The 19,790-nt window shown below is 29.9% G+C and carries 11 protein-coding genes and 3 tRNA genes; 11 read left to right on the forward strand and 3 right to left on the reverse strand.

What is annotated here, in order from left to right; genetic code table 11:
* Window positions 1-97: 97 nt before the first annotated feature.
* Window positions 98-844: a hypothetical protein gene (locus tag CEE44_01570; protein TKJ17205.1), complete on the reverse strand. Its 747-nt coding sequence runs from the start codon at window positions 842-844 to the stop codon at window positions 98-100.
* A 112-nt stretch (window positions 845-956) separates the two neighbouring features.
* Window positions 957-2,147 carry a hypothetical protein gene (locus CEE44_01575; protein TKJ17206.1) on the reverse strand — a complete coding sequence of 397 codons (1,191 nt, stop codon included), beginning with the start codon at window positions 2,145-2,147 and terminating at the stop codon, window positions 957-959.
* Window positions 2,148-2,253: 106 nt separating this feature from the next.
* Between CEE44_01575 and CEE44_01580 the strand changes: the two genes are divergently transcribed.
* Window positions 2,254-3,282 (forward strand): hypothetical protein, encoded by a 1,029-nt coding sequence (locus CEE44_01580; protein TKJ17207.1) that lies wholly within the window; start codon window positions 2,254-2,256, stop codon window positions 3,280-3,282.
* A 34-nt stretch (window positions 3,283-3,316) separates the two neighbouring features.
* Window positions 3,317-3,388: transfer RNA gene (locus tag CEE44_01585), tRNA-Gly, on the forward strand.
* Window positions 3,389-3,400: 12 nt separating this feature from the next.
* Here the strand turns inward: CEE44_01585 and CEE44_01590 are convergent.
* Window positions 3,401-4,543, reverse strand: a complete 1,143-nt coding sequence (locus CEE44_01590) for a hypothetical protein (protein TKJ17208.1) — start codon at window positions 4,541-4,543, stop codon at window positions 3,401-3,403.
* A gap of 80 nt (window positions 4,544-4,623) precedes the next feature.
* On the opposite strand from CEE44_01590, the gene CEE44_01595 reads away from it, so the two are divergent.
* The 9 genes from CEE44_01595 to CEE44_01635 all read left to right on the forward strand — a co-directional run bounded on the left by CEE44_01595 (window position 4,624) and on the right by CEE44_01635 (window position 19,761).
* Complete coding sequence (locus CEE44_01595; protein ID TKJ17209.1) at window positions 4,624-5,742, forward strand: hypothetical protein; 1,119 nt, start codon at window positions 4,624-4,626, stop codon at window positions 5,740-5,742.
* 43 nt (window positions 5,743-5,785) lie between these two features.
* On the forward strand, window positions 5,786-6,127 hold the full coding sequence (locus CEE44_01600; protein ID TKJ17210.1) for a nascent polypeptide-associated complex protein: 342 nt from the start codon (window positions 5,786-5,788) through the stop codon (window positions 6,125-6,127).
* A gap of 47 nt (window positions 6,128-6,174) precedes the next feature.
* The gene (locus tag CEE44_01605; protein ID TKJ17211.1) at window positions 6,175-6,660 is read left to right on the forward strand and encodes a hypothetical protein; all 486 of its coding nucleotides are present in this window, start codon (window positions 6,175-6,177) and stop codon (window positions 6,658-6,660) included.
* Complete coding sequence (locus tag CEE44_01610; GenBank protein ID TKJ17212.1) at window positions 6,657-7,121, forward strand: hypothetical protein; 465 nt, start codon at window positions 6,657-6,659, stop codon at window positions 7,119-7,121. Before CEE44_01605 ends, CEE44_01610 begins: the two co-directional genes overlap by 4 nt.
* Window positions 7,114-7,617, forward strand: coding sequence for a hypothetical protein (locus CEE44_01615; GenBank protein ID TKJ17213.1), 504 nt, complete (start codon window positions 7,114-7,116; stop codon window positions 7,615-7,617). The genes CEE44_01610 and CEE44_01615 overlap by 8 nt, the downstream gene beginning before the upstream one ends.
* Window positions 7,618-7,672: 55 nt before the next feature.
* Window positions 7,673-7,802 (forward strand) — tRNA-OTHER (locus CEE44_01620).
* A gap of 11 nt (window positions 7,803-7,813) precedes the next feature.
* A tRNA-Cys gene (locus CEE44_01625) sits at window positions 7,814-7,884 on the forward strand.
* 274 nt (window positions 7,885-8,158) lie between these two features.
* Window positions 8,159-8,449, forward strand: coding sequence for a hypothetical protein (locus CEE44_01630; protein ID TKJ17214.1), 291 nt, complete (start codon window positions 8,159-8,161; stop codon window positions 8,447-8,449).
* Entirely contained in the window at window positions 8,446-19,761 is an 11,316-nt protein-coding gene (locus CEE44_01635; GenBank protein TKJ17215.1) for a hypothetical protein, read from the forward strand. The genes CEE44_01630 and CEE44_01635 overlap by 4 nt, the downstream gene beginning before the upstream one ends.
* The last annotated feature ends 29 nt before the right edge of the window (window positions 19,762-19,790 follow it).

Consider the following 19,790-nt stretch of genomic DNA (forward strand, 5'->3'; position numbering starts at 1 on the left):
ATTTTCAAAGTTTAAAAATATTACTATATTAACAAAGATTAGAATAATCTTTCTAGAACATAAGAAAAGCTTTTCGCTTTTCTGGGCTCTAGAAAAACTAGAACAGTTTTTCTAGAATATCTAAGGTATACAAAATCATTGCCTGAGTCTGTTGTTCAGAAGGGCTAAATGCTTCTTTCTTTTTATGCACAGAAAAAACTCTAACCTGATTAACAAGGTGAATCTGATTAGTCAAAGCTGGGTCCAAAGCAACATTTTTTTCTTTTAGTTTTGCAATTAAATTACCTAATCCAATACCAGGGCTTTTCTCTAAAATGTCTTGGCCAGTAACATCATAATACTTTCTATGTAAAGCAGCCTCTAAAACCCTTCCGCATAATATAACAGAACTTCTATAGCATTCATTTTTATAACATTTTTCTAATTCTTTCAAATCCAAAACAACATCCGATCTAATATCAGATGGAATATTCTTTGGAATCTTAATAAAAGATTCTTTCCTTTCAGAAGGAAAAGTTATATATTTTATCAACAAATCAATCTTTTTAATAAATTTCTGTAATTCCTCAATATTTGTTGTATCTAATTGAGGCAGAATTTCCATAAGGTGATTAAGTTTTTCCTGTCCAACAGCACTATCCTGTACAATAGTCTGTAATTGTAATGGGGCATTTTTTACCTTCTTTATGGCCTTTTGTAATGCTTGTTGATAGTATTTTCTTTGATTTAAATCATAATCCAACATTGCCTTATTAGGGTCTATATGTTTGTCTAACTGAACATTATGTTTAACAGCAGTTTCTAATGCGAATTTTAATTGTTGAAAATCTTTTTTGAAACTCATTTTAATACCTCAAGATTTCAACCTTGAAAACTTTAATTTTCATTGGTTGAAAATCTTTTTTAAATCCCATATTTATACCTTAAAATTCAAAACTTTTATAGTTTTCTATCAATTAAGCTAAAAAATACTTTAATTTTCTTTGTGTTTTCAATTTATTCAATATAACACTATTAGATAAAACCTTGTCTAAATCAAATCTAAAATTTTTTTGGACCATTGTCCGCGCATAATCAATCATCTCTTCTTTAGATGAAAATATTATAGGTTTATTTTGCATGGCCTTTCTCGTTGCTTCTCTAACAACCCATACACCTAAAGGAGCATAATACTCATTTGTTATAAATCTTAAACATAATACAGTTGATTTTCTTTTTATATTCTTTAATTTCTTTAAAATAGGCAACCTAGAAGCGTAATAACCACCAGCAGTTTCTCCAGCATAAGATTTTCTGCCATAAACATCTTCATAATCCGTTGCATAAAATTTCTTGTGTTTGCTCCAGGGATTTATTTGTAAAGGAACTCCCATCTCAAATAACTCAAAATTCCAAACATCTGGAAACATCAAAACCAGATAATAATTTCCTAAATACCCTCCAAAAAAAACCATATAATCTGTTTCAGAATAATACTTAATCTCATTAATAATTCTTTTACTTAACATATCATCAGTAGCTGTAATGCTCCACTTTGTTGGAACAAGCTTTCTATTATTCTTAATCCCTATATTTCCAATAGATAGTAATTTACTTAAAAAATTCTCATCAAATCCTTTATCATATAAATAATTTAAAGCTCCTTCTGCTTTCAAATCATAATCATCAACAACTTTTTCAACTTTAGAACTAACAAAAGAGTTAGATGTTATTTTTGCCTGTTTAAGCTGTGCTTTAGGACCAGTGGGTGTCATAATTCTATCAGTATAAAGGCCAAAAACAGGTTTATCCTTAAGATGAATTTCAACATCAACTGGTTTAGAAGCCATACCTACTTCCTGTGCAATTTCTAAAAATTTTGTAGAGTTTTTTACATGAGTTTTGAATCTAGAATTTATTAACGCGCTTCTATAATCTACAATATCAGGAATCTTAAATTGATTATCAGCCCAGTATCTCGGTGCATCATAAATCCACGCCTTTTCTTTAACTTCAACAGGGCTCAATAAGCCAACATTAAGATTAGGATATCCTACATGTCCAACAAAAGGAGCAGGAGAACTTCCCTCAAAATCTCTTTTAGTAAGCTTAGGCTTTACTCTAAACATAGCTTCCTGTGCAATATTACGAGAGAATTTTACATTCATGTTAAGAGTATGTTTTCCTCATATTTAAATCTGCTTCCTGTCCATGGCAAATGGATAATGAAAGCATAAACAAAGATTTAAATATATATTCTAACAATTGAAAAATATGCTGACAGAAGAACAAGTAAAGGACTTAAGAGGAGAATTAGATAATTGTAAAAAGCCCTTAATTTTCTTTCATGATGACCCAGATGGTTTTTGTTCATTTCTGTTATTCTATAAATATATAGGGGATGGACGTGGAATTACTCTAAAAACTTCAGCTGAAATGGGTCCTGGATTTGCAAGAAAAGTAGAGGAATACCAACCAGATAAAGTATTTATCCTAGATAAACCTTCTGTAAGCCAAGAGTTCCTTGATAAAGTTAAACAGCCAGTTATATGGGTTGATCATCATCCTGCAATAAAACGTCATAAAGTAAAATATTTTAATCCAAGAGTAAATAATCCTGATATAAATTTGCCTGCCTCTTATTTGTGTTATCAAGCCACACAACAAAATAAATGGATTTCAATGGTTGGTTGTACAGGAGACTGGGTTATTCCGCCTTTTATAGATGAAATAAAAAAAGAATATCCTGACTTAATAGATAAAAACATCAAAAAACCAGAAGACGCATTATTTAACTCAAAATTTGGAAAACTGGCAAGAATATTCTCATTCTGTCTAAAAGGAAAAATGGATGATGTTATAAAATGCATAAAAATAATGACAAGAATTAAAACACCATATGAGATTCTTAACCAAGAAACAGCTCAAGCAAAATTTATCTATAAAAGATACAGCTCTATTGAAAGAGAATATCAGGATACCTTAAAAAAAGCAATTAAACAAAAAACAGAAGATGAAATCTTATTTTATTTATATGAACAAAATAAGATGAGTTTAAATCAAGATTTAAGCAATGAATTATTATATAAATTCCCAGATAAAGTGATAATTGTAGGTAGAGAGAGGAATGGTGAAGCAAAATTGAGCTTAAGAGCGAATAATTACAATCTTCCACAAATACTCAAAAAGGCGCTTGAGGGTTGTGAAGGTTATGGAGGAGGTCATGAACACGCTTCAGGAGCGAACATAAAAGTAAAAGATTTTGACAAATTTATGCAGCAATTTAAACAACAGATTAAGTAAACTTTATAAAGAACTTTTTTCTCCTTTCTCATACGCGGTGATAGTCTAACGGCTAGGATAGAGGCCTTCCAAGCCTTTGATCCGGGTTCAAATCCCGGTCGCCGCATTCTAACAAGAACTAGCTATTTGAAACACATTCTTCTCTAATATTGGTATCACTTATATATTCACAATAATCATTATTAGAGTTGATTACAGCCATACATAAATTATAATAATCAGTTTTTAAACCACCACATACTGCACCACTATAACTTCTACCCCCTAATGAAACATAAACATCTTTAAAACAATCTACAGTTTTATATTTAACAAAACCAGATTTAGTACAAAGTTCATAATCTCCTTTAGTAACAGCAACATTTCGATAACAATCATCAGGTTCATCATCTGCTTGATCACTTATTTTCTCGCATATTTTCTCATTTTTTAGAGATATTGCAACTGTTTTAACACACCTATCTATCAAAGTGGTGGTATATGTCATAAGTCTTTCTTTTGTTTCATTAATCTCATCACAAACTTCATAATCTTCATATTTAATTGCAGCATCTGTTAAACAAATCTCTATTATATCAAGATGTTCTTCTTTACAATCTGCTACTGCTTCATCTTTTGTCATATCACAATCAACAGAACAAGCACTATAATTCTCTCCTTCTTCACAAACACCATTTCCACAACAAGGATTTATTGGTTTCTTACTACAATTTCCCAAAGAAAAATCATAATAATCTTCTGTACATTTATCATTATCATCACAAGTCGGACAATCTTTAGAAGGATATTCTCCTTTCTCACAAATACCATTGCCTAAACAATTAATTATTTTTATATTTTTACATAAAGAAGTGCTAAAATCATAAATATCTTCAGTACATGCATCATTATCATCACAGTTTGGACAATCTCCAGAAGGGTATTCTCCTTCTTCGCATCTTCCGTCACCTAGGCAAGTTACTCTTGTATATTTACAAGAAGGTATACTATAATCATAATCATCTCTAGTGCATGAATTATTATCATCACAGTTTGGACAGTCTTCGGAAGGATATTCTCCCTCTTCGCATTTTCCATCACCTATACAAGGCACTATTAGTAGATTTATGCACTTAAATTTTGTTTCATCTGCACAAAAATCATCAGTACATTCATCATTATCATCACACGATTTAGGACACTCACGTGAACAACCAATTAAAATAAGAAGTATTAAAATAAATATTACAAAAATTATTTTTTGTATACTAAAATATTTCATTAAATTCATTCTATAGTTTAAACTATAAAAATATTTGTTTTTTAGTAAATTTTATAATAGATAAAAATTTTAAAATTAATATGACAATCAAACAAAAATTATTAATTGTAACAGATTCTTTTTTACCAAGATGGGATGGAATATCTAGGTTTTTATCATATATAATCCCAGTTTTTGTAAATAAATTTGAAGTAACAATTTTATGTCCTAAATATCCTGGAGATTTAAAGTTTAGTGACAAATTAAGAGTAATAAGATTGCCTATTAAAAAACCAAAACAAGAAGAATACAGTAAAGTTGATCTAAAACCAATTACTAAGATAATAAATGATTCTGATATAATTTTTGTACATTCTTTAGGACCAATAGGTGAAACTTCTATAAATATAGCAAAAAAAATAAAAAAACCTTTAATCATGCATATCCACAATCTTTACTGGGAAACTCTCTCTAAAAATAGAACACTGGAACCTTTCATAAAAAGCCTAATTTTGTTAAAATCTAAAAATCTCTATAAAAAATGTTCTTTGCTTATTGTTCCTTCAATACATACAGCAAAAATTCTGGAAAAACAAGGAATAAAAGTGTCTAAAGTCGTTGTTAAGTATGGTGTTGATACAGAAAAATTTATTCCAACAAAAGACAAACAAAACTCAAAAGAAAAAGTTGGTATTGAAAAAAGTAAAAAAGTGATAGGGTTTGTTGGAAGATTAAGTAAAGAAAAAGATTTGATGACACTCTATGAAGCTTTTAAAAAATTAGAAACAAGACACAATAACTTGTTTTTATTAATTGTTGGAAAAGGAAACGAAAAATTGGAAAAATTGTTCAAAAAAGAAGAAAATATAAGATTAATAAAATCCACAAACAATATTGTTCCTTATTTACAAGCAATGGATATATTTGTAATGCCATCTCTAGCAGAAACATCATCTCTTGCAACAATAGAAGCAATGTCTTGTGCGTTGCCTGTTATAACAATAAAAACAGGGGACCTAAAAAAATACATAAAAGACAAAGAAAATGGTGTTTTTTTCTCAAAAAAGAATAGTCTATTGTTAAGTTTGAAAATAGAATGGCTTCTGAAAGAAGAATATGTTCGAAAAGTAATTGGTCTAAACGCTAGGGAAACAGTTCAAAGGATATTTAAACTTGATAAAACACAGAAAAAAATAAAAAGAATTCTAGAGAGTTTTTAAATTCAAAACATTTTTATATTAACAATTATTCTAGATAAACACAATGATACCTGGAATGAACCAGAGAAAAATGCAGCAGATGATGCGAAAGATGGGTATGCAGCAAACAGAAATAGAAGCAAAAGAAGTTGTTATAAGATGTCAGGATAAAGAAATTGTAATTGAAAATCCTCAGGTTTCTAAAGTTAATATGATGGGACAGGAAACATTTCAAATAGTAGGAACTCCTGTAGAAAAAGAATTAACTAAAGAACCAGAAATAAATCAAGACGATATAAAAACAGTAATGGACCAAGCAAACTGTGATGAAGAAACAGCAAAAAAAGCCATTCAAGAAAATAAAGGGGATTTGGCTGCTTCCATAATATCATTAAAAAAAGAATAATTTTTTTTAATGAAAAATTATTTAAACTTCTATATGATTCTTATCATATGGAAAAGTTTCAGGAACTAAGAGAGAATTCTAAAAAAAAGATATTACTAGCAGATCATATTCTAACCCAAACATACCCCCTATTAAAAGATCCAAAACTTCTTTTATCTGTAGTTGAAAACCTTTTTTTAGCATATACTAATTCAATAGGGGCATTATTACACTATGATAGATTGTTTAAAAGAATCCCTCAATTCCAGGATAATTTTGACAGTAAGTTTAAAATGTTCAAAGAAAAATGTGCTGTAAGACATAACATAAAACAAGAAGATATAAATACAATAAAAGAAATTAAACAGATTATTGTCCAACATAGAAAAAGTCCAATGGAATTTGCAAGAGAAGATAGGTTGGTTATATGTTCGGATAAATATAGTATGAAAACAATAAAAGTAGATGGATTAAAAAAAATGATGATAAATGCAAAAGAATTTGTAGATAAAATAAATAATATTACTAGCAAAAATGAGGAAATATTCAGATGAAAGAAGCAATAGAAAAGGCGAAAGAAGAATTAAAAAGAGTTGACCATTTGTTTTATGTTAGTCTAAAATATACAAAAACAGTTGATGTAATTAAAAGTGTTATTGTGCGTTTAATTAATGTCTTTGAATTTTCAATAGATTCTTTGCTTTTGTATATGCAAAACAAGAAAAAAATAAAAGAGATACCTACTAATCCAATAACCAAAAGCATAGAAGTAAGAAAATTGTTTGAAGATGATGCTCAACTTCTTGAAGATATTGATCTTTATCTTTTGTTAAGGAGAATAAACAGAGCAGAATATACAAGTGCAAGAGAATTCAGAAAGCACGTTACAATGACTGCTACAGTAGATGGTAAAAAGATGGATATAACCATAGAAACAATTCAAGAATATTTTGAAAGAGCTAAAAGTTTTGTTGAAAGAACAAACAAATTAATTCACAACATAAAAGATGAATGATTTAAAAAAGAGGCTCAAGAAAAAAGGTTGGACCAACAACGACATAAACAAAGCAGTTGCAATTATTAAACACGGGAAAAATAAAAGATCAAAAAAAATTCTTTTTCTTGATTCTATAACCTATTGGATGATATGGTTTGTTGCTTTAATAGGCAATTTTGTAATTTCAATAATATTCATACCTTTTCTTTTGATTATGCAAGGATTTAAACTCTATGTTATAATATTAGCTGTTGGTCTTGCGTTTGGTGCTTTTTTTAATCTTTTAATAAGGGAAATTGAGAATAAAGATATAATTATTGAAGGTATCTTTTTATTGGTATTAACAGTCATAAATATCATTCTAATAGTCAAATTTTCTAATTATTTGCAGCAAAACATAGGATTAAATAATGTTCAACATAATCCTTTGTTTGTTGGAATTGTCTATTTGTTTGCTTTTCTTCTACCATCTGCTATAAAAAGTTTAATGATATATAAAGAAGAAAATAAGTAATTCTACTCTAATATGTAAAAACATTTATAAATTACTAACTTTCTCTTTACGCTATGGCCCCGTAGCCTAGCCTGGATAAGGCGACAGAAAATAATTAAATTTATTTTTCGCTAGAGCCTTCTAAGCTTTTGCTAAGAAGAAGCCAGGAAAGCTGTAGACCGAGGGTTCAAATCCCTCCGGGGCCATTTTATTAATCGGGAGTATGGCCAAGTAGTAAGGCAAGCGGCTGCAACCCGCTGATCGAGGGTGCAAATCCCTCTACTCCCTTATTTTTCCTAAAGTGGACTTATTATTTAAATTTGAGAAAAATCAATAAAATTGCAATTTTATTAAAAAAATTTAAATTAATGAATTATAAATCTTATGAATTCTAAATATATATTTCTTACTATATTCTACAAAATACAAAGCTTTATATACTATTTTATCTGAATATCAGATAAAATAGTTGAAAGTTCAAATAAAGAGCTAAAATTCATACAAAAACAAGGATATTCCATATATTATACATTCAGATGTTTTATCTGAATATCAGAATAACATGAAAAAGTATCCAAAAATCGTACAATGTGATAAGAGGGGTCAGATAGTAATACCCAAAGATATAAGGAGGGACCTAAAAATTGATGAAGGTACAGGTTTTTGGATGTATTCTGTCACAAACGAAGGAATTCTTCTCAAAAAAATTGATATTCTGCCATTAGACGAAAATGAAGAGATGTTAGATGAAATCGAATCAAAATCAGACAAACTAAAAATCAAAAAATCAAATGTTTCAAACTCAGTTAAAAAATACAAAAAAACAAAAGATGGAAATTTAGAAGTAATATGAAGAAGTCAAACGCTAAAATAAGAATTGTACCGATTTTCCTAATAATTGCAGTTCTTCTATCACTAACTATCTCCTCTGAATTAAATAGAGAAATAACCATAAAACTTGAATTTAGTAATTCAACAAATTATGATTTAGATAATGATGGTATAGAAACAACAAGAGGGGTTGTAGATTTAACAGTTGAAAACACAGAATTTAATTGGAATGTCGATCAAACAAAACTTTTAACAAAATGGACAATTACTAATGAAGATACTTTAACTACCACTGATATTTGCTATGGAAACGAACAAGGATGTGCATTTATTGATTTAGTAAGTTCATCAAAAAAATGGAATGATTTATTCTATGTAAACTATGGTAAAGATGGTGCTGGTTACAATAATATAGTATCAACTAAAATCATTTATTATGATGTTGATATATCTACTAACCTAGTAGAAATCTATAATTCAAAAGAAGTTGAAAAAGATGTTAAATTTTATGAAGATGTTTCTACTTCATTATCTGACTTAAAAGTTATTGTTAAAGATAAACAAAAAAGAAGTATTGGACATCACAAAATCACAAAAAACAAAGGGGATTATGATTTAGTAATATCTAACAAAAAACCATCATTAGGACTAAGAACAGCTTCATCAACACAAGAAACATCTTTAAAACCAGAATCAAAAGTTAAAATAAACAAAATAAGAAAGATAGAAAATGTAGAAGCTATAATAGACGATCCATCTGAAAAAGAGATTACAACAGATATAATAGCAATTAATGCTTATACTTTAGAATTTGAAAATGCAGAAATAACCCTAGCAAAACAAAGTGATGTTAGTGTAATTATGCGTTGTGAAAACTTTGACTTTGAAAATTCTGTTTGTGAAGATTGGCAGCCAACAAACATTCAATTTACAGATGATGGAGATGTAATTAGATTTAATGTTACTGGATTTAGTGCTTATGGTGGAGGAAATATAACAATCTTAAATGTTCATAGCTACCCTCCGTTATATGGAAACTGGACTGTTAGGTTTAACACAACAGGTAAAGCAGACTTAACAATCAGAGCTGTAAACGGAACAACCTGGACCAACATATACGATGTTGGTTCTGGTTATGATCTTAAATTCCTAGAATTCAAATGCGGAGATGAAATATTAAATTATGACTGGGTAAATGATTCAATAGTTATTCAAAATTATTCTTGTCCTGAACTTAGTTATGAAACCCAAAAAGAATTAACAACAGGAGAACATATATTAGAATTTACATATGGCAACCAAAAAGCTTTTGCTTATAATAATGTTTCAGAAGTAAGTTTTACTCCTGCGTCTGATGTTTATATTGGTGAGGCTCTTCAAGTTGATTATCAAGGAGATGATGAGTGTGCAGATGTAACTCTAGATCCTGAAGGAGCGTGTGCTGCCGACCCTGTTAGTGCTTGTACTGTCGCTCTAGTTACAACTCCTGATCTCCTTCCTGGTGTGTGTACTGTTATATATTATGATACAGATGACTCGGGTAGCGAATCAATTAGTATTGGAAGAAGGGTGATGACGCTTACAGCAGGTTCTAATCCTCTTGAATTGGGTTCTTCTACTACTGTAACTACAGCAGATCCTGATGCTTATTGTGTATGGTCAGATTCAAATTGTACTACGCCCACTGTTCTTAGTAATTATCCAACAGATGGTACTTGTACTTGGACCATAACAGCAAACCAAGTTGAATTGGATACTTGCAGTATTAATGTTAGTGATTATTATGATTATGCTGCTAATGATTCTTTCATACTTCAAATTAGAGATACAACATCACCATTAAACGATATGTCAATAAATGCTTATGATACTCCAGGAGATCAATGGGAAGACGGAATAACTATAAATTGGAATTTATCATCTTCTTCTGATGTTTATAATTATATTCTTAGAATATCTAATGGTTCTGCATCAAATGGTATGGAGATTTTAAACACAACAGATACTTCTCAAACTAGTTTTACTAACCTTGTTAATCGTACTAATAGGACTGAAGTAAATTATTATTATAGTATCCAGGCTTGTGATATTTATAGTAATTGTAATACTGAATTATGGACAGGTCCAGTTAATATAAACGCACAACCAATTCAAAACTTAACAAAAATAACAAATATGGCTGGAAATAACACACAAGAAAAAGAAGATAGTATAACAACAGATATAGCAGGGAACACATCAGATACGTGTGATGAGGACGCTTTAACAAAAATAACACAACCTTTATACCAATGGTGCGCTCCAGATGAATATAAGATATGTATAGATGCTTTTAGTAATGTAACAGATAATTATTCAAGAACTATTACATGTAATATAGCTGAAGTTAATACTACAACATCAAATGATCTAAAATGTGTTGGAATAGCTTATGACAGAGATCTTGAAGAAGTAACAATGGATTATAATATTACTATTCTTGAAACTTATGCAAGAGGGAGTACTTCTTTTTTAAGTGGTACAGCTACGGATTGTATTTACCATTCTGAAGATGTGTTTGGATGGCAGAATAGGTATGATTTACCAGCTGGATCTACTTACTGTTTTGTAGATATTCCTTCTAGTGACACGAGTAAAGGAGATAAAATTATTTGTACTATGACCCCTTATGATACAAAAGAATATGGAGATAGTATGCACAGCAATACTACTTATGTAAGAAACACAGCACCATCTTCATATGCAGGAGATATAACACCTTCTGCTCCAAATGAATCTTCTACACTCACTTGTAATTATATCTTTACAGATATTGATACTGATGAAGAAAATGTTTCTGAAGCACAATACGAATGGTGGATACAAAATGAGGGAGATCCACTTAATGACTTTATAAAAATACCTGACCCATATAATGAATCAACTCTATCATCAATATTTGATAAAGATGATATTATAAAGTGTTCAGTAAAAGTAAAAGATATAGATGAGGGTTGGCTTAACAGACCATTATTTGATGACCATTATGTCAATTCATCATCAACAGTCACAATAATAGACAACGCAAAACCACAAATAATAGATTTTAATGATACTTCTAATATAACAATTCCAACAACATTAGGAGAAATTGTACAATTTGATGTAAAATGGGTTGATTATGAAGACCCAGGAGAAAGCGCACAGATGTATGTATGTGATAGTACAATAGATCAACAATCAATGGGTGTTATCGGAACAACTAATTATACAATGATAGGATGGAATAATCTAAATAACAGTATGGCGAATATGACTTATTACGCTAACTCATCAGGAGATTATGTTGAAACAATAGCAATAAGACCAGATAGTTTTACTAACGCTACTGATGGAGACAGGAATGCAAAGGGCTCTACATGGGGAGATACAACAGATTATGTATATGATTTATATGCTTTTGAAGTAGATGAAATAGGAGATAGAATTAATACTAGTGGTCAAGGTGCTTTACAACCAATTGCTGAAGATCATAATAACGCATTTGTAATGGGAAGTTATAATTATATTAAACTACAATATAATTCACAACCATTGCCAAATAAAATAATAGCTATTTTAATGTGTATTGATCCTGATGATACTAACAATTTATATTGTGAGGGGAGTAGTAGTAATTTGCAATCTTTACAGATTAATGCTACTTCAGCGACTACTAGTGATTATTATATAAATGTTAGTAATGGTACAGGTGGGACTGGAAATATAGGTAAGTTATACAAAGAGGCAGATATAAAAATAAATTATAAATCAGTTTCTAATGGAAGTACAAGTAACACTGGTTGTGTAGGTACTGAATATTGTCATACAGATCTTTCAACTGATAATACAGTCTCATGTAATTATACCACGTTAGAAACAGATTCTAATGGATCTAATACTTATTATACAAAAGCATGTGATGATGGGGATGCTTGTTCTGTTTATAGACAAGGAACCTTCTTTGTAAATGAAAAACCTGAAATGAATTGGACAAATTTAACAACAACAGATAACACAGAATACTTTAACTTCACAAATGATGCACATCTTAATTGTTCATATGACTGGGCATATGATGAATGGAAGAAGAATTCGAGGTTTAACTTTACATTTAAATGGTATTTAAATAGAGGAGGAGTCTTTACTCTCTATAATACTCTGTCTAATCAATCAAACTTAACTAGTGGAAACACACAAGAAGGAGATCAGTGGATTTGTGAAGTTACACCAAATGATGGGTTTGTTGATGGAATACCAAAGAATTCTAGTATTAGATCAATTGGAGGAAGTGGTTCTCAAGGAGATGGAACTCCAGAAATATTAAGTGTAATAGATAATTCAAATTTGACTAATCCTACTACTGCTGGAGAGAATATAACATTTGAAATAACATGGACTGATTCAAATTCATCACAGATTTATGTATATATTTGTAATTCAACAGGTGTAAGTGTAACAGGATGTACTGATGCTTTTTATTGGAAAGAGATACATACACTTACTTCAGATAATCCAGTTAATGTAACTTTTGTAGCAAACGAAAGTTGGAGTACAACACCACAACCAAATCAAACAGCAAATATCTATATTTATGATGAGACTTGGTTAGCTTCTCCAGTTTATAAGGAAAACTTTACAATAAATATTAAGCCTGAAATGAATTGGACAAATTTAACACCAGAAGCACGTAATGATTCTGAGTCTATAATTGATAGTGATTATCTCAATTGTACATATGAAAGAGCGTATGATATATGGAATGGGTCAGCATTCACATTTACATATAAATGGTATTATAATAGAACAGGTTCATTTGAATTATTTAATATACCATCAGAAACATCTATAATAGCATCTAACAACACTCAAAATGGTGATCAATGGATTTGTGAAGTTACACCAAATGATGGGTTTGTTGATGGAACATCAATGAATTCTTCAACTAGGTCTATTGGCACTAGTATTGGTAGAACAGATGGAATTCCAGAAATTATAAATATAATAGACAATTCAAATACAAGCTATCCTACTCAAAATGGGTCTAGTATAACATTTGAGATAAATTGGACAGATTCAAATTCATCAACACTTAATGGAGTTTATATATGTAACTCAACAGATGTTAACCCATCAGGATGTCTTGGTTATGAATTTGGAAGAGCAACAAATACTTCAGATAATCCATTATCTATTACATTCACATATAATCAAAGTGTTAATACAACTTATGTTTATATTTATGATAATACAAATATAAACTCCTCAGTTTATACAGAGAATTTTACAATAAACTATCCACCAGAATTAAATTGGGTAAATTTAACAACAACAAACAACACAGGCGGAGGATTCCTTAATTTCACAGATGATGCTAATCTTAATTGTACACATAATGCTTCAAGTGATTCATTGACAAATGGAAGTATTGACTATACTTATAAATGGTATAGAGATAGAACAGGAACTTTTACATTTTTTAGTACTCCATCTACTCAACAAGTGGTAAGTAATGGTGAAACAGAACCAGGAGACCAATGGATTTGTGAAGTTACACCAAATGATGGATTTATTGATGGAACACCAACAAACTCTAGCTCTAGAATTATAGAAGGTAGTACGTCAACAGATGGGATTCCAGATATTACAAATGTTATAGATAATTCAAACTATTCAGATCCAACTACTGAAGGAGCTAGTATAAACTTCCAGATATATTGGACAGATTCAAATTCATCAATCCTTAATAATGTATTTATTTGTAATACATCGGATGTTAATCCAACAGGGTGTCTTGGTTATAAATTTGGAGAAGCAACATCAACTTCATCTAATCCAGTATCTATTACATTTATTGCAAATGAAAGTTGGGAGACAAACCAATCAACTTATATATACCTTTATGATGATACAGGTATAAATTCTTCAGTTTATAAGGAAAACTTTTCAGTAAATCACAGACCTAATGCAACAATTTCAGTAGATTATATAAGTTCAAGTTCATTACAATGTAAAATATCCGCTTTTGTAGATGAGGATGGGGATGATATAAATAATAGTCTTAGTGAATTTAGATGGTGGCTAAATGATACTTTACAAGCTACAACAACTGAAAATCTAACATATGTAGAGATTCCAGAGAATACATTCAAATGTGCTGCTAGAATTTATGATAATCGTAGTTTATCATCATTAGATTATATTGAATCAATTGATTTCTATGGAACAGATATCATAATAGCCCCAATTGTACAAAGTCTTCCAGAAGCAGTTTCATCAATACCAATATACATAACAGGTTATATAAATAAAAGTAATAAAAATTTGAATACAACAGCAATTGCATTACAAGAGTATGGAGCACCTTTTGTTACTACAACAAATAGTTTAACAGGCAATTCAACACTTAATGGAAGTACTATATCTGCTGATAATTTTGCTGCTGGACTTAATTATACAGCTGTTTATGATGGAGAAGAATCTATTTTTAGTGCAAATCACTACATACGATTTGCAAATCATGATAGGCACTCTTTCCTTAGATACAATATAACAAGCAAGGTGGATTTATTTGGAAAATGGAAAATAAATTTAAATGAAAGCTTAACATCATCAGTATCAAAATTTGAAGAAATATATGTATATAATAGTTCAAAACCAACAGGGTGGTTCAATATATCATTAAATTTATTCCAAGGAGACAATGAAATAAAAGTAAAAGGGTATGAAAATGTTTCACAAAATGTTACACTAACAGGTATAGCAACAACATTTAATATATACTTTGATAATCAAACACCTCAAATAAATATATCTCTTATACAATTATCATCAAATGATAACATACATACAATAAATTTCAGAGTAACAGACGACTTTAAAATAAATCTTTCAACATTGCTTCTTAATATAACAAATGGAACATATAATGTGACTCATAGGTATGATTCATTAATATACTATAACGAATCATGGAATTGGGGTAATAATATAAATTGTAGTGGAAACAACACCCTCAAAGACTGTAATGTAACATTAAATCTAGAAGATGGAAATTACACTATGACTCTTTCAGTAAATGACTCAGTAAATAATCAAAATATTACTACAATAACAACATACTTAATTGATTCAACTAAACCAACAGCTCCATCTGTTTATGCAAAGGCAATACAAAATTCAACAAACCTTTCATTAGTTTGGAAAAGTCCATCTAGTAACATGGTATCTGCTCAATACTCTGTTGGAACAGACAAATATCCTAACAGTGGATGGTATTCAGTAATTAATTGGACAAACGTATCAGAAAACACATCTTATAAGATGATTGACTCAAATAATAATAATTATCATGATGATAATGAAACCATTATAATTTCAGCAGATTATAATTTAAGTAGTGATGATATTGTCAATAGAACCGGTTATGCTGCTTTAAATAATTTCTTAAATGGAACTGAAATGTTTAATGATTCAAATAATAATCATCTTTTTGAGAGTAATGATTGGATTGTTTATGACAGTGATAGTGATGGTATCTATAATAACGTAAGTGATACAATTCTTTATGGAAATAATTCTCTTCCAAATGGATCTACTCTTTTAAATTTCACAATTAATATTACATATTCTGATGAGAACCAAGATAGTAATTATAGTGTTGGTGAAGCAATTGTTATGGACAATAACACAAACTTAGAATTAGATGTTGGTCTATTAAATGGTTCAGGAAACGACACAGTTATTGTAAATGGTACAGCAGATATGTTTAATCCATTAAAAACAGTTAATTTGAGTTTAATAAATCATAATTTCTATTATGTAAATGTTCGTTATAAGAATGATGAAAATCTTTTCTATAGTTTAGTTGGATCTTCGCTTATAATTAAATATAAAACAACAACAAGTGGCACAACAGAACAACAAGACAACTACACTGGTCCTTCCGCTGTGATTGTATATGCTACTGCACAATCTGCTACAAGAAACCTAACTGCTAATTGGACAGAAAGCATAGATGATAGATATAATATTTCATACTATCAATATTCTATTGGTACAGCAAAATACCCTTCTTCTGGTTGGAATTCAATAGTTACATGGACAAATAATAGTGTAAACAGAACAGCAACTTACAATAGCAGCGAATATACAGACGGAACATATTATTACTGGAATATTAAAGCCATTAATGAGATTGGCAACGAAAGTAATGTAAATTCTAGTGAAGGTACTCTTTTCCACGATCAAATTCCACCAATTTTAACTTTACTACAGGTAGCAAATGACACAAATGGTTCAGATGGGTGGTTAGATAATTTAAATGATAATTCAACAGAAATAAGAGTACAAGGCGACGAAAATATGACTTGTTTTGTGTCACCATATGATAAATGGTATACTGATTATAACTCTGATGATGATGTGTGGTGTGCGCCAAATTCATCAATCAATATGACTTGTAATATAACAGACGTAAACGTTGCTGAAGTAGATAATTATACTTATCATATTGTATGTAAAGATAATTTAGACCTTCCAAATGGACATAATACATCACAAAACCTAGATGTAACATTTGAAGTAGATTGGCCTACTTCACCAGAAGTAAGAAATCTAACAGTATGGATGTACTATCCAAATATGACTCTAAGAGGAAATGCAAAAAATCTTTCAAATACCACATACACTAATGAGATTTTAAAATGTAATAGTACTTATTATGATCAAGACGGAGATAATTTAACTAATGAAACCTGGGCATGGGCAATCAATGGTACTGTCTATATAGATAATGCAAACACATCTCAATTAAATTTAAGTGTAAATGGTTCAAAAGGGGACAACATAACATGTTTCTATAATGTAACAGATTCTTCTAATATGACCTCAATAACATATAATTATACAGTTTACATAAATAATACTAAACCAACAGTGGATACTCCTTTAATAAACTCTAGTGCTTCAGAAAACAGAAGCAATGAAAGTTTAAATTGTTATGTACAATCAGCATCAGATGATGATAATGACACTCTAAATTACACATATAAATGGTATAAAAACAATATATTAAATACAACAACAGATAACACAAATATATCATATGGTGTTTTGGGTTCTGGAAACACCTCAAAAGGAGAAAATTGGACATGTAGTGTGATACCTTATGATGGAGAAGAAAATGGTACAGCCAAGAACAGCACACAATTAACAATTGTAAATACTGGACCAGAATTTAGCGCAACAATAAGTAATATTTCGTGGTCTAAAAATACAGATTATACAATGGACCTAGATAATTATTTCTCAGATATTGATAGTGAGAATTTAACATATAATTATACTAGTGTTACAAGTATAACTGTAACCATAAATCAAATCACAAACGTTGTTACACTTACACCAGATAATAACTTTGTAGGAATTAAATCTATAAGATTTAATGCTACTGATGGAGAATATTGGACTGGTTACAGTAATCTTGTTACTTTAAACGTAACAAATAGTACTATTAATATTACTCTAAATAGTCCAGTAAATTATTATAATTCATCAGCTGCTTCGATTAATTTCAACTGTTCAGCTAACATTATTAGTGGAGATAATAATTTAACAAATATAACATTAAATATATGGAATTCATCTGGATTATATTATACAGATACAAATACTTCAATTGGTGCAAATTCAGGAAATTCAACTAACAGTACATTTAATGCTACAATATCATCAGATGGAGATTACACATGGAACTGCCAAGCGTGTGACAATGGAAGCGAATGTACATCTGATGAAGAGAGTTATCAATTTACAATGGATACAACATATTCAATAATAACTTTCTCAAGTGGAACAGAAAACAACTTTACAAACGTTTCAAGAACATGGATTTATGCAGATGTAAATGTAACTGAATTAAATGAAAAGAATATAACATTTAGTTTGTATAATGATACATCTGGTTTAATATTGGATAACACAAGTTATACAACAGCGCAAAGATCTATAAATTGGACAGGATTATCAAATGGAAGTTATAGTTATAATGTTACTGTATGTGATTATGTTGATTATTGTAATACAACAGAAACCAGATTAATTATTTTAGATACGACTCCACCAGACGAAATTACAGGATTGGTAAATACAACACCAACTGAATCATCAATAAATTTAAGTTGGGCTGCTGCAACAGATAGTGGTTCTGGTGTTGCAAAATATCTTGTTTATAGGAATGATACAAACATTATTAATACAACTGTAACAACATATAATGATACAACTGTAAATAGTTCAAGTACTTATATATATAACGTATCTGCTATGGATTACGCAGGAAATGAAGGTTTACTAGATAATATAACCGCGAACACATCAGCAGATGTTACAGCACCAGTCATAAGTAATATTGCAAATAGCTCTATAACAACATCTGGAGCAACAATCACTTGGTCAACTGATGATTATGCTAATTCCACTGTTTATTATGGAACCAATAGTTCAAATTTAGATTCAACAAGTGGTAGTTCAACTCTAACAAAATCTCATTCAATAACGTTAGGATTAGACCCAGGTACAACATATTACTACCAAGTTAATTCATCTAATAGAGAAGGTTGGGCAACAAATTCTACAATATATAGCTTTACAACAGCATCTAGTGGAGGATCATCCACAGGAGGGGGAGGTGGGGGAGGAACCACCACTATAATTACTTCTTCAGTCGAAGAAGGAGTAGAAGAACCAAAACCATTAGAAGTAATATATTTACCAAAAACTCCCAAAGAAGAAGAGAAAAAATCTCCACCTAAAAAACCAACACCAAAGCCAAAAGTTAAAGAAGATATCCCTCCAGAAAAAGAAGGAGATTTACTTACATATGCTATATCAGCGTTCATAACAATTGCATTAATTGGTGGATTGTTTATGAAAGAGAGAATGAGAATTAACTACATGAACAACCAACCAGAACTAAAACTGCAAGGTTTCATAAAGAAAGCGAAAACAAAAGGATATAAAATAGATGACATAAGAAAAATCCTTGTTTCAAAAGGATGGCCTTCACACTTAGTTGACACAGCAGCATTACATGATCCAATATCTGGGCTATTGAAAAAAGGACACAACCACACAATGATAAGAGAAGTACTAAAAAGCAAAGGATTTAGTCAGAAAATAATCGATAATGCAATACTACATAACCACATAAACAAGGAACTTAGGAAGAGAAGAAGCGTAAAAAGCATAAGAAATGAATTACTCAAAGCAGGATGGACTAAAAAAATAATAGATAAAAAACTTCCTGCTAAATAGATAGATTTATATTATTTCTTTTTTTATTT

The sequence above is a fragment of the Candidatus Woesearchaeota archaeon B3_Woes genome, assembly GCA_005222965.1.
Lineage (GTDB): Archaea > Nanobdellota > Nanobdellia > Woesearchaeales > B3-WOES > B3-WOES.

Excerpts from the sequence above, each read along its gene's own strand:
- CEE44_01570 (TKJ17205.1), bottom strand. The coding sequence starts at position 844 with ATGAGTTTCAAAAAAGATTTTCAACAATTAAAATTCGCATTAGAAACT.
- CEE44_01600 (TKJ17210.1), top strand. The coding sequence starts at position 5,786 with ATGATACCTGGAATGAACCAGAGAAAAATGCAGCAGATGATGCGAAAG.
- CEE44_01615 (TKJ17213.1), top strand. The coding sequence starts at position 7,114 with ATGAATGATTTAAAAAAGAGGCTCAAGAAAAAAGGTTGGACCAACAAC.
- CEE44_01575 (TKJ17206.1), bottom strand. The coding sequence starts at position 2,147 with ATGAATGTAAAATTCTCTCGTAATATTGCACAGGAAGCTATGTTTAGA.
- CEE44_01595 (TKJ17209.1), top strand. The coding sequence starts at position 4,624 with ATGACAATCAAACAAAAATTATTAATTGTAACAGATTCTTTTTTACCA.
- CEE44_01610 (TKJ17212.1), top strand. The coding sequence starts at position 6,657 with ATGAAAGAAGCAATAGAAAAGGCGAAAGAAGAATTAAAAAGAGTTGAC.
- CEE44_01580 (TKJ17207.1), top strand. The coding sequence starts at position 2,254 with ATGCTGACAGAAGAACAAGTAAAGGACTTAAGAGGAGAATTAGATAAT.
- CEE44_01630 (TKJ17214.1), top strand. The coding sequence starts at position 8,159 with ATGAAAAAGTATCCAAAAATCGTACAATGTGATAAGAGGGGTCAGATA.
- CEE44_01590 (TKJ17208.1), bottom strand. The coding sequence starts at position 4,543 with ATGAAATATTTTAGTATACAAAAAATAATTTTTGTAATATTTATTTTA.
- CEE44_01635 (TKJ17215.1), top strand. The coding sequence starts at position 8,446 with ATGAAGAAGTCAAACGCTAAAATAAGAATTGTACCGATTTTCCTAATA.
- CEE44_01605 (TKJ17211.1), top strand. The coding sequence starts at position 6,175 with ATGGAAAAGTTTCAGGAACTAAGAGAGAATTCTAAAAAAAAGATATTA.